General features: G+C 70.7%; 24 protein-coding genes and 6 pseudogenes. 17 read left to right on the top strand and 13 right to left on the bottom strand.

The window, feature by feature from the left end:
* Positions 1 to 41 precede the first annotated feature (41 nt).
* The 3 genes from ABZ919_RS00895 (at position 42) to ABZ919_RS00885 (ending at position 2419) form a co-directional block, all read left to right on the top strand.
* Positions 42 to 473, top strand: a complete 432-nt coding sequence (locus ABZ919_RS00895) for an SHOCT domain-containing protein (protein ID WP_361240754.1) — start codon at positions 42 to 44, stop codon at positions 471 to 473.
* A 67-nt stretch (positions 474 to 540) separates the two neighbouring features.
* Entirely contained in the window at positions 541 to 969 is a 429-nt protein-coding gene (locus ABZ919_RS00890; RefSeq protein WP_361240751.1) for a hypothetical protein, read from the top strand.
* A 121-nt stretch (positions 970 to 1090) separates the two neighbouring features.
* Complete coding sequence (locus ABZ919_RS00885) at positions 1091 to 2419, top strand: diacylglycerol kinase family protein (protein WP_361240748.1); 1329 nt, start codon at positions 1091 to 1093, stop codon at positions 2417 to 2419.
* A gap of 30 nt (positions 2420 to 2449) precedes the next feature.
* On the opposite strand, the gene ABZ919_RS00880 is transcribed toward ABZ919_RS00885, so the two are convergent.
* The 3 genes from ABZ919_RS00880 to ABZ919_RS00870 form a co-directional block, all read right to left on the bottom strand.
* Positions 2450 to 2527, bottom strand: coding sequence for a hypothetical protein (locus tag ABZ919_RS00880; RefSeq protein WP_361241761.1), 78 nt, complete (start codon positions 2525 to 2527; stop codon positions 2450 to 2452).
* A gap of 129 nt (positions 2528 to 2656) precedes the next feature.
* Positions 2657 to 3487: a class II glutamine amidotransferase gene (locus tag ABZ919_RS00875; protein WP_361240745.1), complete on the bottom strand. Its 831-nt coding sequence runs from the start codon at positions 3485 to 3487 to the stop codon at positions 2657 to 2659.
* A 97-nt stretch (positions 3488 to 3584) separates the two neighbouring features.
* Positions 3585 to 4421: a ribonuclease BN gene (locus ABZ919_RS00870; protein WP_361240742.1), complete on the bottom strand. Its 837-nt coding sequence runs from the start codon at positions 4419 to 4421 to the stop codon at positions 3585 to 3587.
* 93 nt (positions 4422 to 4514) lie between these two features.
* Here ABZ919_RS00870 and ABZ919_RS00865 point away from each other — a divergent pair.
* The 5 genes and pseudogenes from ABZ919_RS00865 to ABZ919_RS00845 form a co-directional block, all read left to right on the top strand.
* Positions 4515 to 4970 (top strand): annotated as a pseudogene (locus ABZ919_RS00865) (AraC family transcriptional regulator ligand-binding domain-containing protein); the annotation flags it as partial.
* A 128-nt stretch (positions 4971 to 5098) separates the two neighbouring features.
* Entirely contained in the window at positions 5099 to 5347 is a 249-nt protein-coding gene (locus ABZ919_RS00860) for a helix-turn-helix domain-containing protein (protein WP_361241835.1), read from the top strand.
* Positions 5348 to 5624: 277 nt separating this feature from the next.
* Positions 5625 to 6101 (top strand): 3-keto-5-aminohexanoate cleavage protein, encoded by a 477-nt coding sequence (locus tag ABZ919_RS00855; RefSeq protein ID WP_361240739.1) that lies wholly within the window; start codon positions 5625 to 5627, stop codon positions 6099 to 6101.
* Positions 6102 to 6126: 25 nt separating this feature from the next.
* Positions 6127 to 6840: a GntR family transcriptional regulator gene (locus tag ABZ919_RS00850; RefSeq protein ID WP_361240736.1), complete on the top strand. Its 714-nt coding sequence runs from the start codon at positions 6127 to 6129 to the stop codon at positions 6838 to 6840.
* Between the two features lies 1 nt (position 6841).
* Positions 6842 to 7675, top strand: coding sequence for a sterol desaturase family protein (locus tag ABZ919_RS00845; protein WP_361240733.1), 834 nt, complete (start codon positions 6842 to 6844; stop codon positions 7673 to 7675).
* A gap of 52 nt (positions 7676 to 7727) precedes the next feature.
* Here the strand turns inward: ABZ919_RS00845 and ABZ919_RS00840 are convergent.
* Positions 7728 to 8448: pseudogene (locus tag ABZ919_RS00840) on the bottom strand (alpha-hydroxy-acid oxidizing protein); the annotation flags it as partial.
* On the opposite strand from ABZ919_RS00840, the gene ABZ919_RS00835 reads away from it, so the two are divergent.
* Positions 8395 to 8832 carry a hypothetical protein gene (locus tag ABZ919_RS00835; RefSeq protein WP_361241833.1) on the top strand — a complete coding sequence of 146 codons (438 nt, stop codon included), beginning with the start codon at positions 8395 to 8397 and terminating at the stop codon, positions 8830 to 8832. The pseudogene ABZ919_RS00840 and the gene ABZ919_RS00835 overlap by 54 nt on opposite strands.
* 278 nt (positions 8833 to 9110) lie before the next feature.
* Positions 9111 to 11174 (top strand): SpoIIE family protein phosphatase, encoded by a 2064-nt coding sequence (locus ABZ919_RS00830; protein ID WP_361240730.1) that lies wholly within the window; start codon positions 9111 to 9113, stop codon positions 11172 to 11174.
* 136 nt (positions 11175 to 11310) lie between these two features.
* Here the strand turns inward: ABZ919_RS00830 and ABZ919_RS00825 are convergent, their stop codons facing one another.
* From ABZ919_RS00825 to ABZ919_RS00805, 5 genes are all read right to left on the bottom strand, one after another.
* A complete protein-coding gene (locus ABZ919_RS00825) occupies positions 11311 to 11532 on the bottom strand; it encodes a hypothetical protein (RefSeq protein ID WP_361240727.1) in 222 nt (73 codons plus the stop codon).
* Between the two features lie 383 nt (positions 11533 to 11915).
* A complete protein-coding gene (locus ABZ919_RS00820; protein WP_361240725.1) occupies positions 11916 to 12251 on the bottom strand; it encodes a hypothetical protein in 336 nt (111 codons plus the stop codon).
* 111 nt (positions 12252 to 12362) lie between these two features.
* Positions 12363 to 13199: an enoyl-CoA hydratase/isomerase family protein gene (locus ABZ919_RS00815; protein ID WP_361240722.1), complete on the bottom strand. Its 837-nt coding sequence runs from the start codon at positions 13197 to 13199 to the stop codon at positions 12363 to 12365.
* A gap of 187 nt (positions 13200 to 13386) precedes the next feature.
* The gene (locus tag ABZ919_RS00810; protein WP_361240719.1) at positions 13387 to 14280 is read right to left on the bottom strand and encodes an alpha/beta fold hydrolase; all 894 of its coding nucleotides are present in this window, start codon (positions 14278 to 14280) and stop codon (positions 13387 to 13389) included.
* 99 nt (positions 14281 to 14379) lie between these two features.
* Positions 14380 to 14847 (bottom strand): helix-turn-helix domain-containing protein, encoded by a 468-nt coding sequence (locus ABZ919_RS00805; protein WP_361240717.1) that lies wholly within the window; start codon positions 14845 to 14847, stop codon positions 14380 to 14382.
* Positions 14848 to 15101: 254 nt separating this feature from the next.
* Here ABZ919_RS00805 and ABZ919_RS00800 point away from each other — a divergent pair, with 254 nt between their 5' ends.
* Both ABZ919_RS00800 and ABZ919_RS00795 read left to right on the top strand, forming a co-directional pair.
* Positions 15102 to 15503, top strand: coding sequence for a tautomerase family protein (locus ABZ919_RS00800; RefSeq protein ID WP_361241758.1), 402 nt, complete (start codon positions 15102 to 15104; stop codon positions 15501 to 15503).
* Positions 15504 to 15534: 31 nt separating this feature from the next.
* Positions 15535 to 15693 (top strand): annotated as a pseudogene (locus ABZ919_RS00795) (AraC family transcriptional regulator); the annotation flags it as partial.
* Position 15694: 1 nt separating this feature from the next.
* Here the strand turns inward: ABZ919_RS00795 and ABZ919_RS00790 are convergent.
* A pseudogene (locus ABZ919_RS00790) lies at positions 15695 to 15865 on the bottom strand (thioesterase family protein); the annotation flags it as partial.
* A 209-nt stretch (positions 15866 to 16074) separates the two neighbouring features.
* Between ABZ919_RS00790 and ABZ919_RS00785 the strand changes: the two are divergent.
* Positions 16075 to 16317 (top strand): DUF5302 domain-containing protein, encoded by a 243-nt coding sequence (locus tag ABZ919_RS00785; protein WP_361240714.1) that lies wholly within the window; start codon positions 16075 to 16077, stop codon positions 16315 to 16317.
* A gap of 195 nt (positions 16318 to 16512) precedes the next feature.
* Here ABZ919_RS00785 and ABZ919_RS00780 read toward each other — a convergent pair.
* Positions 16513 to 16854 (bottom strand): annotated as a pseudogene (locus ABZ919_RS00780) (transcriptional regulator); the annotation flags it as partial.
* Here ABZ919_RS00780 and ABZ919_RS00775 point away from each other — a divergent pair.
* The 4 genes and pseudogenes from ABZ919_RS00775 to ABZ919_RS00760 form a co-directional block, all read left to right on the top strand.
* Positions 16853 to 17746, top strand: coding sequence for a dihydrodipicolinate synthase family protein (locus tag ABZ919_RS00775; RefSeq protein ID WP_361240711.1), 894 nt, complete (start codon positions 16853 to 16855; stop codon positions 17744 to 17746). The pseudogene ABZ919_RS00780 and the gene ABZ919_RS00775 sit on opposite strands and share 2 nt — an antisense overlap.
* A gap of 504 nt (positions 17747 to 18250) precedes the next feature.
* Entirely contained in the window at positions 18251 to 18586 is a 336-nt protein-coding gene (locus ABZ919_RS00770) for an SAV_915 family protein (protein WP_361240708.1), read from the top strand.
* Positions 18587 to 18601: 15 nt separating this feature from the next.
* Complete coding sequence (gene lysA / locus ABZ919_RS00765) at positions 18602 to 19936, top strand: diaminopimelate decarboxylase (protein ID WP_361240705.1); 1335 nt, start codon at positions 18602 to 18604, stop codon at positions 19934 to 19936.
* Between the two features lie 66 nt (positions 19937 to 20002).
* A pseudogene (locus ABZ919_RS00760) lies at positions 20003 to 20444 on the top strand (HAD family hydrolase); the annotation flags it as partial.
* Between the two features lie 88 nt (positions 20445 to 20532).
* Here the strand turns inward: ABZ919_RS00760 and ABZ919_RS00755 are convergent.
* Together ABZ919_RS00755 and ABZ919_RS00750 are read right to left on the bottom strand one after the other, a co-directional pair.
* Positions 20533 to 21051 carry a hypothetical protein gene (locus ABZ919_RS00755; RefSeq protein WP_361240702.1) on the bottom strand — a complete coding sequence of 173 codons (519 nt, stop codon included), beginning with the start codon at positions 21049 to 21051 and terminating at the stop codon, positions 20533 to 20535.
* Between the two features lie 442 nt (positions 21052 to 21493).
* Positions 21494 to 23071, bottom strand: a complete 1578-nt coding sequence (locus tag ABZ919_RS00750; protein WP_361240699.1) for a Na+/H+ antiporter — start codon at positions 23069 to 23071, stop codon at positions 21494 to 21496.
* Between the last annotated feature and the right edge of the window lie 12 nt (positions 23072 to 23083).

Below are 23083 nucleotides of genomic sequence, written 5' to 3'. Positions count from 1 at the left end.
CGTGGCGGATCCGATGCCCGCGGACCGTAGGAGAAACGACCATGAGTTCGCACACGTACCTGGCGTACGACTACCCGCTGCTGAGCGCCTTCTGGACCGTCCTCTGGATCGGCCTGTGGGTCCTGTGGTTCTTCCTGCTGTTCAGAGTCGTCTTCGACATTTTCCGCGACGACGATCTGGGCGGCTGGGGAAAGGCGGGCTGGCTCGCTGTCGTCGTCGTGCTGCCGTTCCTGGGCGTCCTCGTCTACCTCATCGCTCGTGGCAAGGCGATGGGGCGACGCGAGGTGGCATACGCGCAGGCGCGGCAGAAGGAGTTCCACACCTACGTCCGTGAGACGGCGGGCGGCGCTCGGCCGAGCAGCGCCGACGAACTGGCGAAGCTGTCCCGGATGAGGGAACACGGCGACATCACGGAGGAGGAGTTCGTCCGCGCGAAAGAGGTGGTCCTGAGCGGTGGCCGAGGCGGCTCCTGACCGCGTCGCGGGCCTTTCGACACCGTCGGATCCCGCTGATCCGGCGGAGCACACCAGGAGGTAGGTCATGACTGCGACACATGCAGCCCGCCCGGAATCGGGGAAGCAGCAATGGGCCGGCGGCCTGATGGTGTTCGGCGCCGTCATGCTGATGATCTGCGGAGTGATCGACATCTTCCGCGGCATCATGGGCATCGCGCAGGACAACGTCTTCATCACCACGAACGGCTACGTCTTCGAGTACGACCTCACCGGCTGGGGCTGGATCCACGTCGTTCTCGGAGCGGTCGCCGTCGTCGTCAGCCTGGGCCTGTTCCAGTCGGCGACGTGGGCTCGGGTCGCCGGCGTGATCATCGCCGGATTCCTCATCCTCGCCAACTTCCTCTCCCTGCCGTACTACCCGTTGTGGTCGATCGTGGCGATCGCGATCTCCGGATTCGTGATCTGGGCGTTGTGCGTCGTGCGGACCGACCGGCCCTCGGCCGGTTTCCGATAGGCGCTGCCCGTTGCACGGCACCTTGTGCGCAGCGTGAAAGGACGGGGAGGCACTCGACGTGCGACAGCTACGGCGCCGGGACTCACGCGGCGTCGAATCGGCAGCCGACCGCGGAACGCCCGTGGCGTGGGCCCGGCTGGCCCTCCTCGCCCTCATGGCCAGCGTGCTCGTGCTGCTCGTCAACGCCGGCCTGAAAGGCCTGCTCTGGGTGCTCATAGCCGTGGTGGGTGCGGCCCTCACAGCCATCGGCCTGTGGTGGGTCCTCGCCCACTCCGGAGTCGTCCGGGCCGCAGGAGCCCTCGTCGCCGTGCTGGCTCCCGTCGCGACGCTCGTCCTGTTCGCCCTGCACGGAATGCTCTGGCCCGCCTGCCTGTCCTTGGGCCTGTGGATTCTGGCACTTGCAGCCGCCCGGATCGCGCTCACCCCGACAGGACCTTCCCCCGGACCCGGCCGCGAACCCAGGCCGGTGCCGGCGGCGCTGCATCCGTGGGTGGTGATGAACCCGCGCTCCGGCGAGGGCAAGGTGGAGCGCTTCCACCTGGTGGAGAAGGCGAGGGCCGCGGGCGCGAGCATCGTGGTGCTGGATCCGGTGCGACACCAGGACGTGGCGGACCTTGCCCGGCGTGCGGTGGCCGAGGGAGCCGATCTGCTGGCCGTGGCCGGCGGGGACGGCACCCAGGCTCTGGTCGCCGAGGTCGCGGCCCGGCACGACGTGCCCTTCATGGTGATCCCGGCCGGAACGCGCAACCACTTCGCCCTCGATCTCGGTCTCGACCGAGACGACCCGGCCGCCGCCCTGGAGGCGTTCACCGACGCCGTCGAGTTCCGCGTCGACCTGGGTTTCGCCGCCGACCGGGTGTTCGTCAACAACGCGTCCTTCGGAACGTACGCGGCCGTGGTGCGCGAACCCACCTACCGGGAGGCCAAGCTGCGCACGGCGCTGGAGGCGCTGCCCGTTCTGCTCACCGGCCCCGAGGCACCACGGCTGTGCATGCGTACCGGGCACACGCGGATCGAGGGACTGCAGGCCCTGCTCGTCAGCAACAACCCCTACCGCCCCGCCGTCGTCGACTCGGCGCGTCCCGGACTCCGGGAGAGCCTGGACTCCGGACGACTGGGGGTGCTGTGCGTGCGCATCGACACCCCGGGCCGGGCGGCCCGGTTGTCGACCCGCCTCCTGGGTGGCCCGCGGTCACCGGGCGTGACCCGGCTGTCGTCCTGCGAAGTGGTCGTCGAGGCCGACGCGGACACCGTGCCGGCCGGCATCGACGGCGAGTCCGTCGTGCTGCCCGCTCCGGCCGTCTGCCGGGTGGCCCCCGGGGTCCTGCGGGTGCGTGTCCCACGGCACCGTCCGGGAACGCCGCCGAACAGGCCTGTGGCCCACTGGCGCAGAGTGCTCCGCCTGGCGCTGGCCCGTCCGGGTCGGCAGCGCATCTCGGCGGCCGCCTGACGTCGGGGGCAGGGCGCGTGCGCCGGCTGCCTACCCATCGGCCGTCAACATGACGGGAAAGCCCTGGAACAGCCCAGCCGCCAGGTCGGGGACACCGATCCCCGCCATCTCCCGGTTGCCGCGGACCTCCTGTCCCGAACGGGCGGCGACGACCGACGCGTGTGACTGCGACGGCGGTCGCGGCTACCCCCAGGACCAGGATCCTCGAAGGCGACCAGGAGCCGCGACGCCGCCCCCTCAACGACGGGGCTCGAAGGTGTGGAGCGTGTCCCGGCCCGGCTGGACCATGCCGTAGCTGCTCTCCGGAACTTCGTTCCACGCTCCGGGGAGGTCGCTCAGCGGCTCGGAGACGACGAGGCGCGTCTCGTCCGAGATCTCCTGCAGGTACGAGGCGTCCGGGTGGAGCGCGCGCAGGGCGTCCACCCTGGTGCTGTAGTACAAAGACCGCGAGGCGCCCTCGCTGGAGTAACGGAAGGCCCACAGACTCTCACCGTCGGACACGGCGACCGTCATCTGCAGGGGGTGTTCCACGCCGTGCCGGTGACCCGTGCTCTCGACCAGACCGGCCATGCGGGCGACGGCACCCGGCGGATCGTCCGCGAGGCCGAAGGTCTGGGCGAGGAAGAACATGAGCTCGGAGTCCGTGGACCCCTCCATGTCGGCGTACAGGGCGGGGTCGACGGCCAGCGCGAGGTCACGCCTGAGGCGGTGGAACTCGTGGATCACGCCATTGTGCATCCACAGCCAGCGGTCCTTGCGGAAGGGATGGCAGTTGGTCTGTTGCACGGCTGTTCCGGTCGTGGCCCGGATGTGGGCGAAGAACAGGCCCGAGCGGACGTGGTGGGCGACCTCCTGGAGGTTCCGGTTGTTCCACGCCGGGCCGACGTCGCGCAGAACCGCCGGCGTGGCGAGGCCCTGGCTGTACCAGCCGACCCCGAAGCCGTCGCCGTTGGTGGTCTCCACTCCCAGACGGGAGTGCAGGCTCTGATCGATCAGGTTGTGTTCCGGCTGGAACAGAACCTGGCTGAGAAGAACAGGCGTGCCCGAGTAGACGATCCAGCGGCACATTCCGCACCCACCTCCCGGTCCAGCCGGGTCACCACAAGTATGGGCCGCACGGACGGCTGCGGCACGCCAGGCCGGTTCACGTGTTCATGATGCGATGTCAGTGCGGTGAGCGAACGGCGCATCGTCCGGCGTACTCGTGTCCGACGACGGCACCGAGGTGGATGACCACTCCCACCGCCACCAGCCAGGACAGAATGACCATGACGACGCCCACAGGGCCGTACTTCTGGTTGTTGGCCACGATCGTCTCGGAGAAGAAGTGCGAGGAGAACCACCCGAGGCCGGTCCAGGCGACACCCGTGGCCACAGCCGCAGGCAGGACGAAGCGCCAGGTGACCGCCCCGGTCAGCAGCAGTCTCATGGTCCCCCACCAGAAGAACAGCGCCAGGGCGAAGTCCGACAGGCTGCGCAGCTGCGGTCCGAGTGCAGCGCCGATCCCGGCGCGGGCCGCGCCGTAGGCGACCAGCGTCGCCAGCCACGCGAGCTGAGCCCCCAGATCCCGCCACCACCGCGGTGGCACTCCGAAAAGGAACTGGTACCAGCCTTGCAGGGTGCCGGCCACGGCGACCGCCCCCGCGATCAACAACACGGCACTCGTCAACGTGAGGGTGACCGAACCGGGGTTGGGTTTGAAAAGACCGGCCACGGCCTGGGCCGCCTGCTCGTTCAGCCCGAGCCAACCCGCCATGACCTCCGCCGCGCCCTGGCCGAACGCAGCGGTGACCAGGATCAGGAACGGGAAGAAGCAGAGGAACGCGAGCGACGCCAGCTGGAACGAATGACCGAAGAAGTCCGCCGCGCTGAGGCGTCCCCACAAACGTCCCGCCGCACTCGCCTCGAAGCGCCTGCCCGCCGCCTGCCAGGCGTGGCCCAGCCGGGACCAGCTCAGGGCCCTGCCGCGGCCATCACCGGGCGCTCTCCTCCAAGTGTGCACACCAGGCAGTACACCGCGCTGAGCGGCCGGTGTCGCGCCGGCTCGGGAGGAGTCGGCCCGGATGTCGGGTGAGCAGCATCACCGGAGGCGACCATGGCCGAAACCCCGGATACGACTGCCGACCGGGCCGTTCACCGGCCCCACCCGGTGGTACGGACCCGAATGCCTGACGTGTGGGGACGGGAAACTCAAATTCTGGGGACCCGCCGCCCCTGGTGCGTGCCCATGAGGCCCCTTGCCCGCACCGCCGCGCTGAACGGCTACGTCGAGCTGAGCCGTTCCCTCGGCCTCGATCCCCGTGCGCTGATGAAGAGCGTCGGCCTGGGCACCGCGGACCTCGCCGTGCACGACCGGTGGATCTCCGGCACGGCCGTGGTCAGGCTGCTGGAGCTGTCGGCCGCCGCCTCCGGGCGCGAGGACTTCGGACTGCTCCTCGCGGAACTGCGGCGCTTGTCCAACCTCGGACCCATCAGCCTGCTCGTTCGCGAAGAACCCGATGTGCGCAGTGCCTTGGCACTGCTGATCCGCCATCAGCACACGTACAACGAGGTCCTGCACGCCCGGCTCTCGGAAGGCAACGGGGTGGCCACGCTCAAGGTCGATCTCAGCTGCGCAGCTGCACCCGGCAGTACTTCGAGCCCGTTGCGCCCTCCACGGAGCCTTCCGAGGCGGACCGGGTGCGCGAGCTCATCGAGGCGCTGCTGCCGACCGGGCGCCGCTCCATCGAGCAGATCGCGCGCAGCCTCGGCGTCGACCGGCGCACGGTGCACCGACACCTGGCGCGCTCCAGGGAGACGTTTTCCTCCCTGCTCCATTCGACTCGCGCGGTGCTCGCGGAGCAGTTCGTCGCCCATCCCAGCCGTTCCCTGACCGAGGTATCCACGCTGCTGGGGTTCTCGCCGCTGAGTGCTTTCTCCCGCTGGTAGGACCGCTCGGCTGCACACGTGTCCCCCATGGGCAAGTCACCTGTCACCACGGGCAAAGCGGGTGCGTGCCGCCCGCCCTACCGTGGCATCACCGCGCAGGCGGCCGGCCTCCGGAGGGAAGGCTCTTCGACTCCCCTGAGGGCACTCCCTCCGGACCGGCCCGCAAGCACCCGGCCGGGTGTGCCACCGGCCCGGACGTCCGCTGCGCGCAGGCCCTTTCGTGGCCTTTGTCGCCCGCTCCGTGACGCGATGACCCCTAACGCCAAGGAGAAACACCGTGCTCGCGAAGCCGGACTACTACCGGGCCTACCGCGACATGGTCGTCGAGGCCGGTCCGGAGTTCTACCTGGAGCACCTCAAGCGCCTGCACGCGAACGGCATCCAGCCGCACTGCCAGCTCGCGCACCTGGCGCAGCTGGAGACCGTGGAGCGGCTGATCCGATCGGGCGTCTACGCCGGGCCCCTGGTCCTCAACTACGTCGCGGTCGGCGGCGGTTTCGCCGGGCGGCACCCCGCCGACCTGGTCGAGTTCATCCGCCGTGTGCCGGACGGCGCCGTGTTCACGCCACCAGATCTCGAGGCGCCTCTGCCGGACCGCTGGCCCCCGCCGAACTGGCGGCCCACGGCCGGCCTCCCGTGCCCCGAACGCCACTGCCCTGACATCGCGCTGCGGCATGGACGGGGGCCCTGGCGCCGAAGTGACCGGGGCGCGCGGGAGGCCGTAGAAAGACTGGTCCAACCAGTTGACCAATGAGTCGGCCGGGTTCACCCTGATCGCCATGAATCAGGGGCTCATCCGCCGCGAGGCGGTTTCCGATCAGCTCTTCGCCCTGCTGCGCGACAGGATCCTCGGAGGGGAACTGCCGCCCGGTGCCGCGCTCACCGCGGAACGGGACCTGGCAGCCGAGTTCGGGGTGAACCGGCACGCCGTCCGTGAGGCCGTCAAGCGGCTCCAGCAGGCCCGGCTGGTCGAGGTCAGCCACGGCGGCCGCACGCTCGTCCTGGACTGGCGGCACACCGCCGGCCTCGATCTCGCCATGGGCATCGCGGCGGCCGACACCGGGCCCTCGGTGGAGGACCTCGCCCGCGACGCCCTGGAGATGCGGGCGTGCATCGGCGCCGACGCGGCCCGGCTGTGCGCGATCCGGTGCTCCGAGGACACCGCCGGAAAGATCACCGAGGCCGCGGGCCGGTACGCGTGCACCGGGCCCGACCTGACCGAGTTGTGCGACGCGGACGTCGCCTGGTGGCGGCTGATCGTGGAGGGTTCCGGGAACGTCGCCTACCTGCTGGCCTTCAACAGCCTGGTGGGCGGCACGCTCCCGGTCGCCGACGTACCGGACGACCTGCGGACCGCGGAACTCCTCGACGTCGAAGCGCATCGGCGGCTGGCGGCGCACATCGCGGCACGCGAGGCCGAAGCGGCCGAACGACTGGCGCACGAGCTGCTGTCCCGCAGCGTGCCCGCGACGCCGCGGAAGGCGGTGCGCTGACATGATCCCGGCCGTGGTCTACGCGATACCCGCGTTCGTGCTGCTGGTCGTCGTCGAGGCGCTGTCCTACCGCTTCCTCCCGGACGACGACGAGCGCGGCTACGAGTTGCGCGACACCGTCACCAGCATGTCCATGGGCGCCGGGAGCCAGGTCGTGGCGATGCCCTGGAAGGCGGTGACCATCGTGGTGTACGCGGCTCTCTTCACCGTCGCCCCCTGGCATCTGTCGCCGTCCTCCGCCTGGACGTGGGTGCTTCTGTTCTTCGGCGACGACTTGGCGTACTACGCCTTCCACCGCGCCCACCACCGCGTGCGGGTGCTGTGGGCGAGCCATGTGGTCCACCACTCCAGTCTCCGGTTCAACCTCTCGACAGCCCTGCGCCAGAGCTGGACACCGATGACGGGCTTGCCCTTCTGGCTGCCGCTCGCCCTGCTCGGCGTTCCGCCGTGGATGATCCTGCTCCAGCAGGCCTTCAGCCTCGTCTACCAGTTCTTCCTGCACACCGAGCGGGTGGACAAGCTGTGGCGGCCCGTGGAGTGGTTCTTCAACACGCCCTCCCACCACCGCGTCCACCACGGTTCGAACAACGTCTACCTGGACCGCAACTACGGCGGGATCCTCATCCTCTGGGACCGGGTCTTCGGCACCTTCGAACCGGAGGGCGAGCGGGTGGTGTACGGCCTGACGAAGAACATCGGCACCTACAATCCGGTGCGGGTCGCCTTCCACGAGTTCGCGGCCGCCTGGCGCGACGTCCGCGCGGCGCGGCGCTGGCGCGACCGTGTCGGGTATCTGTTCGGGCCGCCCGGCTGGGCACCCGGGGCGGACGGGTGACATACCGCCGCTCGTCGTCGCCGTACGGGCCGCTCTTCTTGGCCGGTGGCTGTCAGGCGAGGCGGCGGAGGGCTTCGGGGGCGAGGTCGGTGAGGGTGGGGTAGCCGTCGACGGCCATGACCAGGTCTGCTTCGGCGAGCAGGGACCGCAGGACGTGGACGACGCCGGCCTCGCCGCCGTGGGCGAGGCCGTACGCGTACGGGCGGCCGACGCCGACGGCGGTGGCGCCCAGCGCGATGGCCTTGACGATGTCGGCTCCCGTGCGGACACCGGAGTCGAACAGGACGGGGGTGCCGTCGGCGGCCTCGACCACGCCGGGCAGGGCCTCGAGAGCGGGCAGGCCGCCATTCGCCTGGCGTCCGCCGTGGTTGGAGCAGTAGATCCCGTCCACACCGCCGTCCTTGACGCGGCGGACGCCGTCGGGGTGGCAGATGCCCTTCAGGATCAGCGGCAGATCGGTGATCGAACGCAACCAGGACAGGTCGTCCCAGGTCAGCGGGTTGCCGAAGATCCGCGCCCACTCGGCGACCGCGGCCGCCCAGTCGTCCTCCGGTCTCCGGGCGAGTCGGGCGCGGAAGACCGGGTCGCCGGTGTAGTTGGCCAAGGCAGTGCCCGCGCAGCTGGGGGAAGTTGCTGACGGCGAGGTCGCGGGGGCGCCAGCCGGTGATCCAGGTGTCCAGAGTGACCACGATGCCCTTGACCCCGGCCTTCTCGGCGCGGTGGACGAGGCTCTCGGCCAGCTCCCGGTCGGTGGGTGTGGAGAGCTGGAAGAAGCACAGCTCACCCGACGCGGCCTGCTGCGGTTCCGCTGCCACTTCGCCCGACCCCTCGGCGGCTGGCCCGTCTCGGTCACCCTGTGGGCCAGAGTCCCGCCCACCGACCTCCCCGAGATCGGCCACGCACTCATCCGCCTGCCCGAGACCTGCAACTGCGCCGCCGTCAGTGGCCCCCACAACCTCGTTCTCCGGGCCAGCCTGCACTCCGTCAGCGACGTACTGCGCCTGGAAACCCAGCTGGCCTCCGCCCATCCGAGCCTCGACATCGTCGAGCGCGTCATCACCCTGCGCCAGGACAAGCTGCTCGGACGCCTCCCGGACCCCCACGGCCGCTCCGTCGGCATCGTCCCGCCCGACCGCTGGGCGGCGCCGGCGGTGTGACGCGCACGGTGCCCGGAGCCTTCGGCGGCAGCGGTGCCGGCCGCCTCCAGGAGCAGCCGGTCCTCGCGCGCATCGGCCGGTCGGACACCGCCGAAGCGTCACGAGGCGACCGCCGGCACGGCCCCCTGCAGGTGCGGGTTCAGTCGCCGGTATGCCTGGCCGGTGTGCCGGCAGTCGGTCCAGGTGTGTGTCACCCGGGTCTGGGCCGAGGATGGATGCAGGCGGATGCCCTCCGGCACGGCACGCGCCGGAGCGCCGAGCGTGAAGGAACACGAGGCATGGGTACGACGGACTCCCGAGCAGGCCACGGCCGGTCCGTGGGGGGTCCCGCCGCGCCGCCCAGTGGCCTGCTCGATCTGCTCAGCGTGGCCGCGGTGGTGCTGAACCCGCAGGGGCGCGTGGTCTTCTGGAGCCCGAAGGCCGAGGAACTGTTCGGCTACACCGCTGCGGAAGCCCTGGGCCAGCACGCGGCTCGGCTGACGGTCCACGAGGAGCACCGGGACGCGGTGACCAAGCTGTTCGCCGAGATCATGGAATCCGGCACCGACTGGGCAGGGGTGTTCCCGATCCGGCACAAGGACGGCAGCACCCGTCTCGTGGAGTTCCGCAACATGCGGCTGCTGGACGACCTCGGCGACGTCTACGCCCTGGGCCTTGCCGCGGACCAGGCCGCTGTGGAGCGGATCGAGCGAGACGCCGCCCTGGCCATGCGTCTGGTGTCCCAGTCGCCGGTCGGGCTGGCCATTCTGGACCCGGACCTGCGGTACCTGGCGATGAATCCCGCCCTCGAACGCATCACCGGTCAGTGCGCCGGCGAGCGTCTGGGCCGGCCCGTCGGCGAGATCCTGACGTACCTGAAGACGGACCCCGAGGCACGTCTGCGCCGTGTCCTGGAGACAGGCGAGTCGGTCGTGGACCGGGAGATCGTCTGTCGTCCCCCCGCCGACCCCGACCACGAGCACGCCTGGTCGGTCTCGTACTACCGGCTGGAGGACTCCGGCGGGCGGGTACTGGGCCTGGCCTATTCCGTCATCGACGTCACCGAGCGTCACCAGGCTGCTACCGAAGCGGCACAGGCCCGGCAGCGGCTGACATTGATCGCCACTGCTTCCGCCAGCGTCGGTACCACCCTCGACGTGGAGACGACAGCGTGCGAGCTTGCCGACATGGTCGTACCGGTCCTGGCAGATGTGGCCGCCGTGGACGTACTCGACAGCGCACTCGACGGCCGGACCGCGCTGCCCGAGGGCCCGACCCTCTTCCGCGCCCTCGCCGTCAGCGCGGCCCACTCCACCGAGGCCGCCCAGGCGGCAGACCCGCCCAGGGGACTCGCCGCCTACGACAGCGACCGCCTGATCACCCAGTGCGTGCGCACCCGCCAACCGGTACTGGTGGCCCACACCACGCGTCAGGATCTGGAGCGCATCGCCCCCCATGGCGAGGCCGCCTCCCTCCTCGCGGCGGCCGGCGTGCACTCCTACTTGGCCGTACCGCTCCTGGCCCGGGGCGAAGTCCTGGGCGCCCTCGACCTCATACGCATCGAGAACCCCGCGCCTTTCGACGACGACGATGCGCTCCTCGCCGCGGAGCTGGCCGCGCGAGCCGCGGTCTGTATCGACAACGCCCGCGGGTACCAGGCCCAGCGCGAAGCGGCCCTCACCCTCCAGCGCAGTCTGCTTCCCGAGCCCCCGACGCACCTGCCCGGCTTGGAGGTTGCCTGCCGCTATCAGCCTGCCGGCGCCACGAGCGAGATCGGCGGCGACTGGTACGACGCCATACCCCTCCAGGGTGACAGAAGCGCCCTGGTCGTCGGGGACGTCATGGGCAGCGGCATCAAAGCCGCCGCCACCATGGGGCAACTCCGCAGTGCGGCCCGCGCGTTCGCCGAGCTCTCCCTCGCCCCCGCCGAAGCCCTTCATCACCTGGACCACCTGACCGAGGGTGTCGAGCAGACCATCACCACGTGCATCTACTGCGTCTACGACCCTCAGCGGGGCGAGTGCGAGGTCTGCCTCGCCGGCCACCTGCCCCCGGCCCTGATGCGACTCGACCACAAGGCCACGCTGCTCGACCTTCCCACGGGCGCGCCGCTGGGCGTCGGAGGGGTGCCCTTCGAGTCCGCCACGATCACCTTCCGCCCCGGCGACGTGCTGGTGCTCTACACCGACGGTCTGGTCGAAACCCGAAGCGAACCCATCGACGCCCGTCTCGAGACTCTCCTCGACTCCCTCACCGCGACACGCGGCCACGATCTGGAAGGCACCTGCGACCGCCTCCTGGAGATGTTGCGCTCGCCCGGTGGTGAGGACGATGTGGCGCTGCTCATGGCCCGGGCCCGGTAGCGCGAGCAGAACGCCACCGGCCCCTGAGCAGCAGGCCGGGAGGGGCGCCCACCGCGCGCGGTGGAGGGCCTCGGCAGCACGCCGGCGGGTGCCGCGCGGCCGCGCAGGAGGAGTACCTGCTGCGCGGCCCGAGCGGCTACCGGACGGAGCCCGGATCCCAGTCGTGGTAGGTGACGTCCGCGCCGAAGTGGATGACCTTGCCCCGGCCGCAGTCGTACGGGCCGGCGGCGACGATTCCGGCTCCGTCGAAGGTGCCGGAGTAGGCGACCTGGAGCTGGGTGGCCATGAAGCCGCCGGAGGAGACCGGTGACGTAGGTGCCGGGATGTCCAGGTCCGGTAGGCCCCCCGTGTTTCCCATCGATGATGCGTGTAACCACATGTTCACCTGAGATCAATCGAAAATATGCCCGGGAAGCACCCATGGATCGGGAAAAGGAGGCATTGTCTGATTTCGGACATCCGTATCCGAGAACAGAAAGTCAGCCAAAATGGCCGAGATGCTGGCAGCCGTGGCAACGAAGATCGTCGTTGCGCTCGTTGAGGCGCTCGTCCTGCGCCTCGTGTGGCAGATGTGGTCTGCTTACGCACCTTCTCTGCGCAGGGCCTTCGCACGGGCCGCGTAACACCCCCGGCGCCCGGCAGCGCTCACGCCACCGCGCGCCACTGGTTCTTGTCCGGCGCCACTGCCTGTCGATCGACCGGCCGGGCGTCGGACTGCCCCCCACGCCTGGACGATTACGTCTACGTCCGGGCGTCTGCCGCCTGCCTCTCCTTCTTCTCCTTCTTCTCCTTCCGCCCGCTGCGTAGCAGCCAGGTGGCGCCGCCGACGGCGAGGGCCACGGGCCATTCCAGAGCCCCTGCAACGGTCAGTGCTCCGAGGCCGCCGTAGAACGCGAGATCCTTGGCGGCGGGCGTACCGGGCAGTCGTGCCGTCGCCGCCCGGGCCGTGCTCGTCATCTCTTCCCTGGTGACGTACGGAATCGGCACCGGAGGATGCAGCGTGCGCATGTGCAGGTGCAGACCCGCGCCGTCGCCCTCATGGGTTCGCTGTTGCGGTGTCTCCGCTGTCTTGGCCATCCCCCTCCTCCCTTCATCGGAGTCGGTGTGGTGTGCCGCTTCAATTGTCCCATGCGCTACTTCGCGCTCCGGCAGCGGCAGCGGCTCCGGCAGCGGCAGCCGCCGGCGCCGTCAGCCGGGGAACTCCGCCACGGCCTTGCCGAGACCCCGTTCGAGGTCACCAGGTGTCTGAAGGCCCCGGTCCGCGAGGTGGTCCAGGCGCTCACGGCTTTCGGGCAGTGCGACCAGGCCGAGGAACGTGGCCGAGTCGGGGCGGACGTTCGCCGGCTGCGGCAGCGTGAGGTCGTTGATGGCGCGCTTCGCCGCCTTGACTCCCGTGGGTGGGAATCCGGCGATGCGCTTGGCCAGTCGCTCGACGAAGCCGTCCAGTTCGGCGTCGGGCAGGGCGCGGTTGATCCAGCCGTAGCGCTCCGCGAGGTCGGCGTCGAAGTCGTCGCCGCCGGTGATGGCCTCGATGGCACGGGTTCTGCCGAGCCGCCGGGTGAGGTGCTGGATTCCGCCGGCGCCGGGCACGGCGCCGGTGCCGGACTCGAACTGTCCGAAGACCGCGTTCTCGCGAGCGGCGAAGATCATGTCGCAGGCCAGGGCGAGTTCGTTGCCGCCGCCGCGGGCCCTGCCGCGCACCTTGGCGATGGTGATCACCGGGACGTGTGCCAGCTTGTGCAGGAACATGCCGAGCGAGGCGTCACCAGGGCCGCCGGCCTTGGCGGCTTCTGCGGTGTACTGCGGGATCGCCGTGAGGTCCACGTGCGCCGAGAAGAATTCGGGTGAGGCGCTGTCGATCACCACGACCCGCACGTCACCGGGGTCGGTGTACAGCGTGCCGACGAGCGAGACCAGATCACGGGCGAGGTCGACACCGATGAGGTTGAGGGGGCCGGCGTCGAGGGTGGCGAACAGGACGCCGGCCTCCTCTCGGGTCCGAACCGACGAGTAGGCGAAGCTCATGATCTTTCCTTTGCATGGGGGTGCGGAAAGCAGCTGGGAAAGTGCGCAGGCCCCGCCAGAACCACCTCAAGGCCGTGCGGGGCATGTCTCGGACTGCGCGGGGTATGGCTATGCCTTCCAGCTTTCCCCTGGAGCGGCAGGTTGGCCTGCGGCTACGTACTCCGGGGCGAAAGGGTGCGTTCGCCTGTCAGGCGAGGTGCTCACGGAACCAGGCGCGGGCGGCGCCGCTCGCCTGGTCGAACTGGCTGGTGTAAGGGTCGAAGTGGCCGCCTGGGATCAGCTGCAGCCGCTTGGGTTCCAGGGCACGTTCGTAGGCGGCGAGCGCCAGGTCGGTCACGGTGACCGCGTCGCCCAGGGCGACCACCATGAGCAGTGGTGTGGGCGAGACCCGCGTGATCCAGATCCCGGGCTCGTACATGCGCGCCGCGCGGGTCGAACGGACCGTGACGCTGTTCTGCCACGCGCCGTCGGGCGTGGGCTGCAGATAGAAATCGATGGCCTCCTGTGATCGGTAGGAGGCGGGCACCGCCGGATCGCTGCTGACGATGGCCACGGTGTGCGGAGCCTCTCCCCGGAACCGGGCCCGCTCGTCCTGCGCGAAGGACTCCTCGAGGCCCGCCACCGCGTCCGGTGCAACGCGGCGCAGGCCCTGCTCGTACCCGCTGATGGTCGGCACCTGGGAGACCACGGCGCGCAGCCGGCGGTCGGTCGCACCCAGGACGATCGCGTGCCCGCCGGCATAGCTGCTTCCCCACAGACCGATCCGGTCGGCGTCGGCCTCCGGCCGGCTCTCCAGGTACGAGATGGCCCGCCGCCAGTCGGCGATCTGCTGCCAGGGGTCGACGTCCTGCCGGGGCTCGCCGTCGCTGGCCCCGAAGGTGCGGTGGTCGTGCACCAGGACGACGAACCCGTCCTCGGCGAAGGCTCGCGCGAAGGGCTCCAGACCGTGCTCCTTGACCCCCGCATAGCCGTGGGCCATGGTGATCGCCGGGTGCGGGCCCGGCCCGTCCGGCACGAACAGCCACCCGCGAAGAGTGACCCCGCCGTCGGCTTCGAACTCGACATCCCTGCGCTCGATCATGAAAAACTTCCAAGTGGTAGCAGCAATCGGCCTGGTGGAACGATCAGCCTCCATGACGCCGCGCAGTGCCGGGGCAGGCCGGGACGGGGGTTGGCCGCGTCAGGTGGACAGCCGGACGGCGCCGGGGCCCAGGACCGGCTCGACGTCGGCACCGGCAACCTCGTGACCGCCAGAACAGCGCAGCTCGACGTGGACGTGGCCGCCGCAGCCGGAGTGGCGCAGCACCACCGGGGCGGCTGCAGGGTCGCCGAGGTGGGTGTCGCCGTACTGGAGCAGCGCGGCCAGGACCCATTGCAGGTCGTGGGCGCGCGCGGTGAGGTGGTACTCATGGCGCGAGCGCTGCCCGGCCTCCTGGTAGCTCCGGCGTTCCAGCAAGCCGGCGTCGACCAGTTGCCGAAGGCGCTCGGTGAGGGCCCTGCGGGAGATCCCGAGGTGCTCGGCCATCTCGTCGAACCGATGCAGCCCCGCGAAGACCTCACGCAGGATGAGCAGGGTCCATCGCTCGCCGACCAGGCCCAGTGTTGCGGCGACGCTGCAGTTGCCCAGATCGAGTTCTCGCCACTCCATGACGACAGCGTACCTCTTGAGTTCCGCATTGGAACTCAGCCTTGACGCCTCCTGGGTTCCAGATGGAGACTTAGATGGCCGACGCTGATCCATGGATCTCCTTCGAGCGGTGGCCGCAAGCCTGATCGGCTCCGCGTCGGCGTTGCCGGGAGCGCGAACAGCCTCTCCGCCCCGTGTCCAGCCCCCAACCGCAGCCGCAGCCGATCAATCCCCCGACTGCACAAGCCGACACCGCGGCCCCCGAGGAGCAGCTCATGCCCGTCTTCAACGCCCACGTCCCCGCCAATCGCTTCTCCTCGGAACAGGAGCGCCTTCTCGCCGATGCGCTGAACCAGTCACTGGTCCAGGCGCTCGGAATTCCCGAGGGTGACCGGTTCATCATGATCAGTGAGCACGGCGAGAACGAACTTTTCCTGGACCCGACGTTCATGGGCATGCAGCGCAGCGGCGACGCCATGATCATCACGCTTCAGCTCGGGGCCCACCGACCTCTGGAGGACAAGCGGGCGGTGGCTGCGGCCATCAACAAACTGGTGGTCGAGGCACTCGGTGTCTCGCCCGACGACATCTTCATCGCGTTGATCCCGGTCCCGAACGAGAACTTCTCCTTCGGCCGGGGCGAACTCCAGCTCGCCGACGGGGCCCCGCGATGGTGAACCACGGCCGCATGGTGAGATTGCCCCACCCGAGTCAGCCTTGGCCTGGCCCTCGCCGCTGAATGGCGAGCCATCGATGAACGGTGTGGAGGTGAGCGGGCAGCGCCCGATGGAGTTCGTGACCGAAGCCGAGGTCGTGCTGATCGGCAGTGGCGTGAAGGCACGAGACGTGGTCGCCGACGACCGGCTGACGGGGTGAGCGTGCGGACGTCCAGGGAGGCGATGTAGCCGCCCGGCCAGAGGCCGGACATCGGCCACGGGGTGAGCGCCTCGGGCGGGGTGAGGCGGGCGTCTGGACCGCCCTGGACCGCGGTCGTGTCGAGATGGGCCAGGAACCAGGCGCGGGCCCGGACAAAAGGACGATGTGGAGCGCGGTACGGGCGCCGACGCTGAAGGCCGACGCTGAAGATGGTATGGCGGCCGAAGGCGAGGTGAACGACCACCGGGACGGCGACGGCGAACAGCGCGTACCAGGGGCCGGCGAGTCCTTCGTGGATGATGTTGCCGGCGCCCCGCACCGCGCCCGGCATGACAAGCTGTGCTTGCCCACCCCCGGACCCAGGAGGTCACCATGACCGCAGAGCACGTATCCACGGAAGGTTCGGAGCCGACTGACCCGGAGACGTCCTCTCTGGCGCCGGACAGCGACGGCGACTACGACCTCAAGCGCAAGTTCCGCGAAGCCCTGGCGCGCAAGCGCGGTGCGCAGTCGGACGCCGCCGATGCCGCCGCCAACCCCAATGCCTCCAAAGTGCGTGCGGCGCACGGCCCGGCTGCGAGCCAGCGGTCGTTCCGGCGCAAGAGCGGCGGCTGAGTCGATCAGTTCCGGGATCGGCGTGCAGATCAGCTCGCGGGTCGCGGCGTCCCCGGCCGCACAGCAGTCCGGCTTCCGGACCGGCCGGGGCTCCGGACCAGCGGGGTCGGGACGCGTGCCGGCCTCAGGCGGGGGACGCGCCGACCTGTAGCCGTCGCGGACCACCGCGCGCACGGTGCCCGCGAGGGTGGCGGCGTCGTCGGGTCCCAGGGGCCGCCCGTCCTGGGCGCGCAGTGCGAGGGCGGCCACCGGCAGGCCGTCGCGCTTGTCGACGAGACCGAGCCGCTCCTCGTCGGGTTCGTACAGGAACGCTTCGCCCCACTGTCGCAGTGCTACGAGCGGGACCCGCAGGGCCAGACGTGCGCTGAGGATGTTCTTGGCGCAGCCGAGGCTGCACTGGAGCTCACTGAAGCGGGTCATGCCGGCCAGCGGGTCCCGGACGATGAGCAGCGACCACCAGTCACCGATGTCAGCGACACCAGTTGCTTGGTGCACCTGTCCTGGATCACTTCGATCGATTGCCGAGAGCACCGTCATGTTCCACGGCCTCAGCGCCTTCCCCCTGACGCCCACCGACGAGCAGGGCATCGACTACACCGCGTACGCATCGCTCGTGGCCCGCCTCGCCGCTGCCGGAGTGGACTCCGTCGGAGTGCTCGGCTCCACCGGCGGTTACGCCTACCTCACCCGCGAACAGCGCGCCCGCACCGCGAAAGTCGCCGTCGAGGCCGCCGACGGCGTTCCCGTCATGGTCTCCATCGGCGCGCCACGCACCTCTCACGTCCTGGCTCTGGCCGAGGACGCCCAGAAAGCCGGCGCGCGGGCGGTGTTGCTCGCACCGGTGACGTACCAACCGCTCACGGACGACGAGGTGTTCGGCCTGTACGAGGACGTCACCCGCGAGCTGTCCGTGCCGCTGTGCGTGTACGACAACCCCCGCACCACCCAGGTGCACTTCACCGACGAACTGCACGGCCGCATCTCCCGGCTGCCGAACGTCCGCTCGATCAAGATCCCCGCTGTTCCGGACGACTTCGGTCAGGCCAAGGCGCGGATCGACGCGCTGCGAGCGGCGATCCCGGAGACGGTCACCATCGGTGTGAGCGGCGACTGGGCCGGCGTGCGCGGTCTGAATGCCGGGTGCGACGTCTGGTACTCGGCCGTGGGCGGCCTGTTCCCCCGGACCGCGCTCGCCCTCGCCCGCGCAGCCCTGGCCGGTGACGCGGGCCGGGCCGCGGAGGCGTCCGACGCGCTCGAACCGTTGTGGGCCCTGCTCCGTCAGCACGGTGGTCTGCGCGTCCTATCCGCCGCGGCGTCGCACCTCGGCCTGACGTCGGAGCCGAATCTGCCGCGTCCCCTGCGCGGCCTGGACGAGGCCGCGCGCCGGGACGTCACCGCCGTACTGGACGCCCTCCAGCTCACGACCTGAGCAGGCTCAGCGCATCCGTATACGCATCCGCATCGCATCCGCGTCCACATCCGCCTCCGGGCGTCGGCAGGGGTTCGGTCGACGTGGGCGGTCGGTGATCCTGAGTCACGCGTGCCGCCCGTCTGATCCGTGTGGTTCTCCTCGCCCAGTCGAGTCCCGGTCTGACCGCCGCTGCCCATCACCACGGCGGCCCGCATCCTGGACGCCGGTCCGTGGGACGCAGCTTGATCCGGCTGTGACGGTGCTCAGGCCGCGCAACACGACCACGCTCCCGGACTCCGGACGCCGTTCTCGGTGCTCTCCCGACGTCGTTCGCGGTGGCCGATGACCGCTGGTGTCAGCGTCACGTCAGCGTTCGCCCCATGCCCGTCAGCATCGCGTCATGAGTCGGCGAAGGACCTGGGTAGGCGGGCATAGCGTCAGTGGCGAGCCCCGTTCCGCCTCCCGCGTCCGGGGCCGTCAAGCCCATCACCCGAGCCCACTCGGGTCCCTCGGAGGCATCCCATGGCAGAAAACCCGTGCAACGAAGACCCGGAACTTTCTGATCGGTTCCCGGCCGGACCGCTGTTCGTCCCCGTCCGGCCGGGCCCATCAGGGTGTGTGACGCGTGTCTTCCGCACACCCCTCGGCGAGCGCACGGCCGTCGGCTTCACCTCCGAGGACAGGCTGATCGCGACGCTCGGCGCCGGGCAGGCGTGGATCAGGCTCGCCGAGCCCGCGCTGCGCGCGCTGGCCGAACCGCTCGGCTTCACCACCGTCACGGTGGATCCCCAGTTCACGGCCCGGTCACCCCGGCCGGTGAACCCCGTCGTTCCCGCGTTCGCCCTGCGTGTCGGCTGAGAGGGGAAGACCACGATGACCACCGTTCACGACCCCGCGGTCACCACGATCACCAGTGACCTGTCGGTGTGGCCCGCGTCCACCACCGAGCTCCGCCACGGCGATCTCGCCGTGGGTGGGGTGTCCCTCGCGGAGGTCGCCGACCGGTTCGGCACCCCCGTCTACGTCCTGGACGAGGCCGAGGTCCGCGACCGCTGCCGTACCTACCGGGACACGTTCCCCGACGCCGAGATCCTGTACGCGGCCAAGGCGTTCCTGTGCCGAGCGATGGTCCACTGGATGGACGAGGAGGGCCTGGGGCTCGACGTGTGCTCGGCCGGCGAGCTGGAGCTCGCGGTCACCACCGGGTTCCCCGCCGAGCGGATCGTGCTGCACGGCAACGCCAAGTCCCCGCACGACCTGGAGACCGCCCTGCGGCTGGGCGTGGGGCGTATCGTCATCGACAGTCCGTCGGAGATCGCCCGGCTGGCCGCCGCCGTCGGGCCCGACGGGCACCAGAAGGTCATGGTCCGCGTCGTGCCCGGGATCAGCGCCGGCGGCCACGACAAGATCCGCACCGGTACCGAGGACCAGAAGTTCGGTCTCAGCATCTCCGACGGCTACGCCCAGCACGCCATCGCCCGGATCCTGGACCAGCCGCAGCTCGAACTCACCGGCCTGCACTGCCACTTGGGCTCGCAGATCACTACGGTCAAGCCGTACCTGGCCGCCGTGCGCCGCATGGTCGGCCTGATGGCCCGCCTGTACGAGCAGCACGGTCTCGTCCTGCCCGAGCTCGACCTGGGTGGCGGGCACGGCATCGCCTACCGCCCCGGCGAGCCGGCCCTGGACCTGACCACGCTGGCCCGCAAGGTCCGTGCCGAACTGGTCGAGGCGTGTGCGACGGCCGGGCTCACCGTCCCGCGCCTGGTCATCGAGCCGGGCCGGGCCATCGCCGGACCGGCCGGCGTCGCGCTGTACCGGGTGCTGTCCGTCAAGCGCACCGGCGGGCACACGTTCGTGGCCGTCGACGGTGGCATGAGCGACAACCCGCGCCCGGCTCTGTACGGCGTCCGCTACTCGCCCCGCCTGGTGAGGCGGCGCGGCAGTGCGGTCAGGGTCCCGGTGACCGTAGTGGGGCGGCACTGCGAGGCCGGTGACGTGCTGGCCACGGATGTGGACCTCCCCGACGACGTCCATGCCGGAGACCTGCTCGCGGTCCCCGTCGCCGGCGCCTACCACCTGTCCATGGCCTCCGGATACAACCTGGTCGGCCGCCCGCCCGTCTCCGCAGTCCGCGACGGCCACGCCCGGCTCCTCGTGCGCCGGGAAAACCTGGACGACATCCGCAACCGCGACGTGGGCCTCTAGCCCCACGCCGTCTCCCGGTCCCACCTCCGGGCGAGCCCTGGCCCGGCCCTCGCCCGGAGGTCTTCCATGGACCGGCTGGTGCAGCGCAACGTGCTCGCCTTGTCGGGCCGGGTGGTCGAGGCGGCCGGTGACGTCGGCACCCTCCTGCTCGACAAGACCGGCACCATCACCTACGGCAACAGGCGCGCGAGCGAACTGGCGCCGCTCGGCTCGGTGACAGGGCGGCAACTCGCGGACGCGGCACTGCTGTCGAGCCTCGAGGACGAGACGCCCGAGGGCCGCTCGATCGTCACCTGCGCGCACGAGCAGTTCGCCCTGGAGCGGGAGGTGCCCGAGGACGCCGAGTGGGTGCCGTTCGCGTCGTCCATCTCAAGGACGTCGTCAAGCCGGCTTGCGCGAACGCTGCGCCGTGCTGCGCCGGATGGGTGTCCGCACGGTCATGGTCACCGGTGACACCCGGTCACCGCGAAGGCGATCCGCCAACGAGGCGGGCGTCGACGACTTCCTCGGTCATGTGTTCCGCCCGCCGCGGTGGTCTCAACAGCCCTTCGGCGGCCAGCCCCTTGAGATCACTTGATAGCCGCCGCTGTTCCCGATCAGGACAGCCCGGACGCCCTGAGGACGGCCTGCGTGGTCTCGTCGTCGATCCGATGACCGAGCCGTACCAGGACGTCCGTTCCGTGGCGCAGAGTGCCGCGCTCGGCGGAACGGCGTACGCCCGTGTCGAGTTCGTGCCAGATCAATGGGTTGGCGGCAAGGACACGGGGGTCGAGTTCCAGGCGGTGGCCGTGGACGTCCCGCAGGACCAGGTGGGAAGAGACGCCGTCGTACTGCCGTACGGTCGCCAGCGCGTCCGTGCGGACGATGCGCCGGCGCAAGAAGGTCCGTGCCGCGAGCCATCCGGGACCCGCACTCACCCGCTGTGGCAGCAGCACGGCGCACACGGCGGTCGACAAGGTGGACCAGAGCAGGGCGCGGAGCGGCGTCAGGCTTCCCGCGTCCCAGTCGACCAGGAGGCTCATGGTGCAGAAGACCAGGGCGCAGCTCACCGCGAGCCGAGCGCTGCCTCGCCAGTGGCGATCGCCGGCCGAGCCCGGTGGTCTGCTCCGTCGCATGTGGCTGACGCTAAGCGCCTCTGCGCGGTCCGGCGACCGCCGCTGACGGAGCCCTAACGCGCCACGACCGATCCTGACGGGATCCTTACGCGTTCCCGCCTCAGCCCGTGTTTGTCTGCGGTTCCAGGCCAGGAGGCGTCTGGCGCGGCCGTGGACCGAGCAGTTCCAGGGTGCAGGCCAGCGCCAGGATGCGGCCGGTGCGGCCCAGGCACGCCGGAGGCGGCGAGGCCCGGCGGGCCGCCCCTGCTCGCGGAGAGCCAGGACGCGTCGGGGCCGAGGGCGTGCTTCTTCGAGCGGTGCGGCCGACCAGCAGGTCCGCCAGCTTTCTCAGGCGCCGGACCGTGCGGTCCTCCGGCTGCCGGGAGACACTGAGGAGCCGAAGGGATGCCGGCGGTCATGCGGATGCCCGCCACGTCCAATGCATGGGACGGCCGGGCATCCGTCAGACGTCAGCGAGCCGGGCCTCTTCCAGGTCCAGGGAGCGTTGGAGGCGCCGGCGGGTGGTGTCGCTGATGCGGTGTGTGTCGTAGAGACGGTGCAGTTCCTCCGTCTCCACCGTGATCAGGTCGCGGCGCAGCTGGCGGTAGACGAGGTCGGCGGACTCGGTGGCCGCGCTGTCGCTCCCGTCGTTCTCGGCGAGGCGGTCGCGGGCGTCCTCCAGGCGCGCCGTCACGCCGCGGCGGAGGCGGTCCAGGACGACGTCGGGCACGACCTCCAGTTCCGCGAGCTCCTCCAGGCGGGCCAGGCCGGCGTGGGCGAGGCGGGAGCGGGCCTCGGCCTCCTCGCGGGCGGTGTGGGCGGGCTCCAGGGCGATGCCGGACGCGCGGACGATGGGGGCGAGGGTGAAGCCCTGCACGACGAGGGTGACGACCACGACCGAGGTGGTGAGGACGAGTACCAGCGGGCGGTCGGCGAGCAGTGTGCCGTTCTTCGCGACCTCGGGTATGGACAGCGCGGCGGCCAGCGGCATCACCCCGCGCGTGCCGGCCCAGGTCAGCACCACTGGAATCCGCCAGTTCGGCCGGCCGATCCCGCCCTTGCGCTGTACGACCGCCGACAGGGGGGCCAGCCACAGCAGGCGTACGGCGACGAGGGTGGCGGCGATGGCGAGGGCATACAGCGGCCAGGACCGGTCGCCGTCGGCCAGCGCCCGCACCTCGCCGGGGAGGGCCAGCCCGATCAGGCTGAAGACCACGCTCTCCAGCAGGAACACGACCGTGCCGTACACGGCGTGCAGCTGGAGTCGTATGCGGGCGTTGGTGAGGCGGTCGCCGCGGCCGCCCAGGACGATTCCGGCGACCACGCAGGACGTCACTCCGGAGGTGTGCGCCGCTTCGGCGAGCAGATAGGCGGCGTACGGGGTGACCAGGGCGATCACCGTCTCCAGCACCGGTTCCTCGGTGCGGCGCCGGATCAGCGCGACCACGCCGGCCACCGCCGCCCCGATCACCGTGCCACCGCCGGCCAGCAGAAGGAACTCACCGCCCGCGGACCCCCAGTCAGCGGCGGTCGAGGCGATGGCGATGCCGGCCGCCACCCGGACCAGCACCAGGGAGGTCGCGTCGTTGAACAGGCTCTCCGCTTGGACGAGGACCTGCACGCGTGGGGGCAGGGCGAGCCGGCGGCCGAGCGCGGTGACCGCCACCGGGTCGGTGCTGGCCAGCACCGCGCCCAGCACGAACGCCATCTGCCAGGACAGCGGGGTGAGCCAGGCGGCCACCGCCGCCACCGCGGCGGCGGAGGCCAGCACCAGCCCTATGGCGAGGATCCCGACCGGTTTCCAGACCGCGCGCAGCTCCCGCCAGGGCATGTCCTCGGCGCTCGCGTACAGCAGCGGCGGGAGGACGACGAGGCCGATGATCTCGGGACTGATCTCGATCTGGGGAGTCCCCGGCAGCAGCGCCACCGCGAGACCGGCGACCACGAGGAGGGAGGGGGCGGGGATGCGCCAGCGGCGTGCGAAGGTGGCGACCACCGTGGCGAGGATCACGAGGGCGAGAACCGTGCCGACGCTGCGCATGCCGTTCCCCGG

The sequence above is a fragment of the Streptomyces sp. NPDC046759 genome (genome assembly GCF_040645475.1).
Classification (GTDB): Bacteria; Actinomycetota; Actinomycetes; order Streptomycetales; family Streptomycetaceae; genus Streptomyces.
This window is presented reverse-complemented; position numbering and strand designations above follow the sequence as displayed.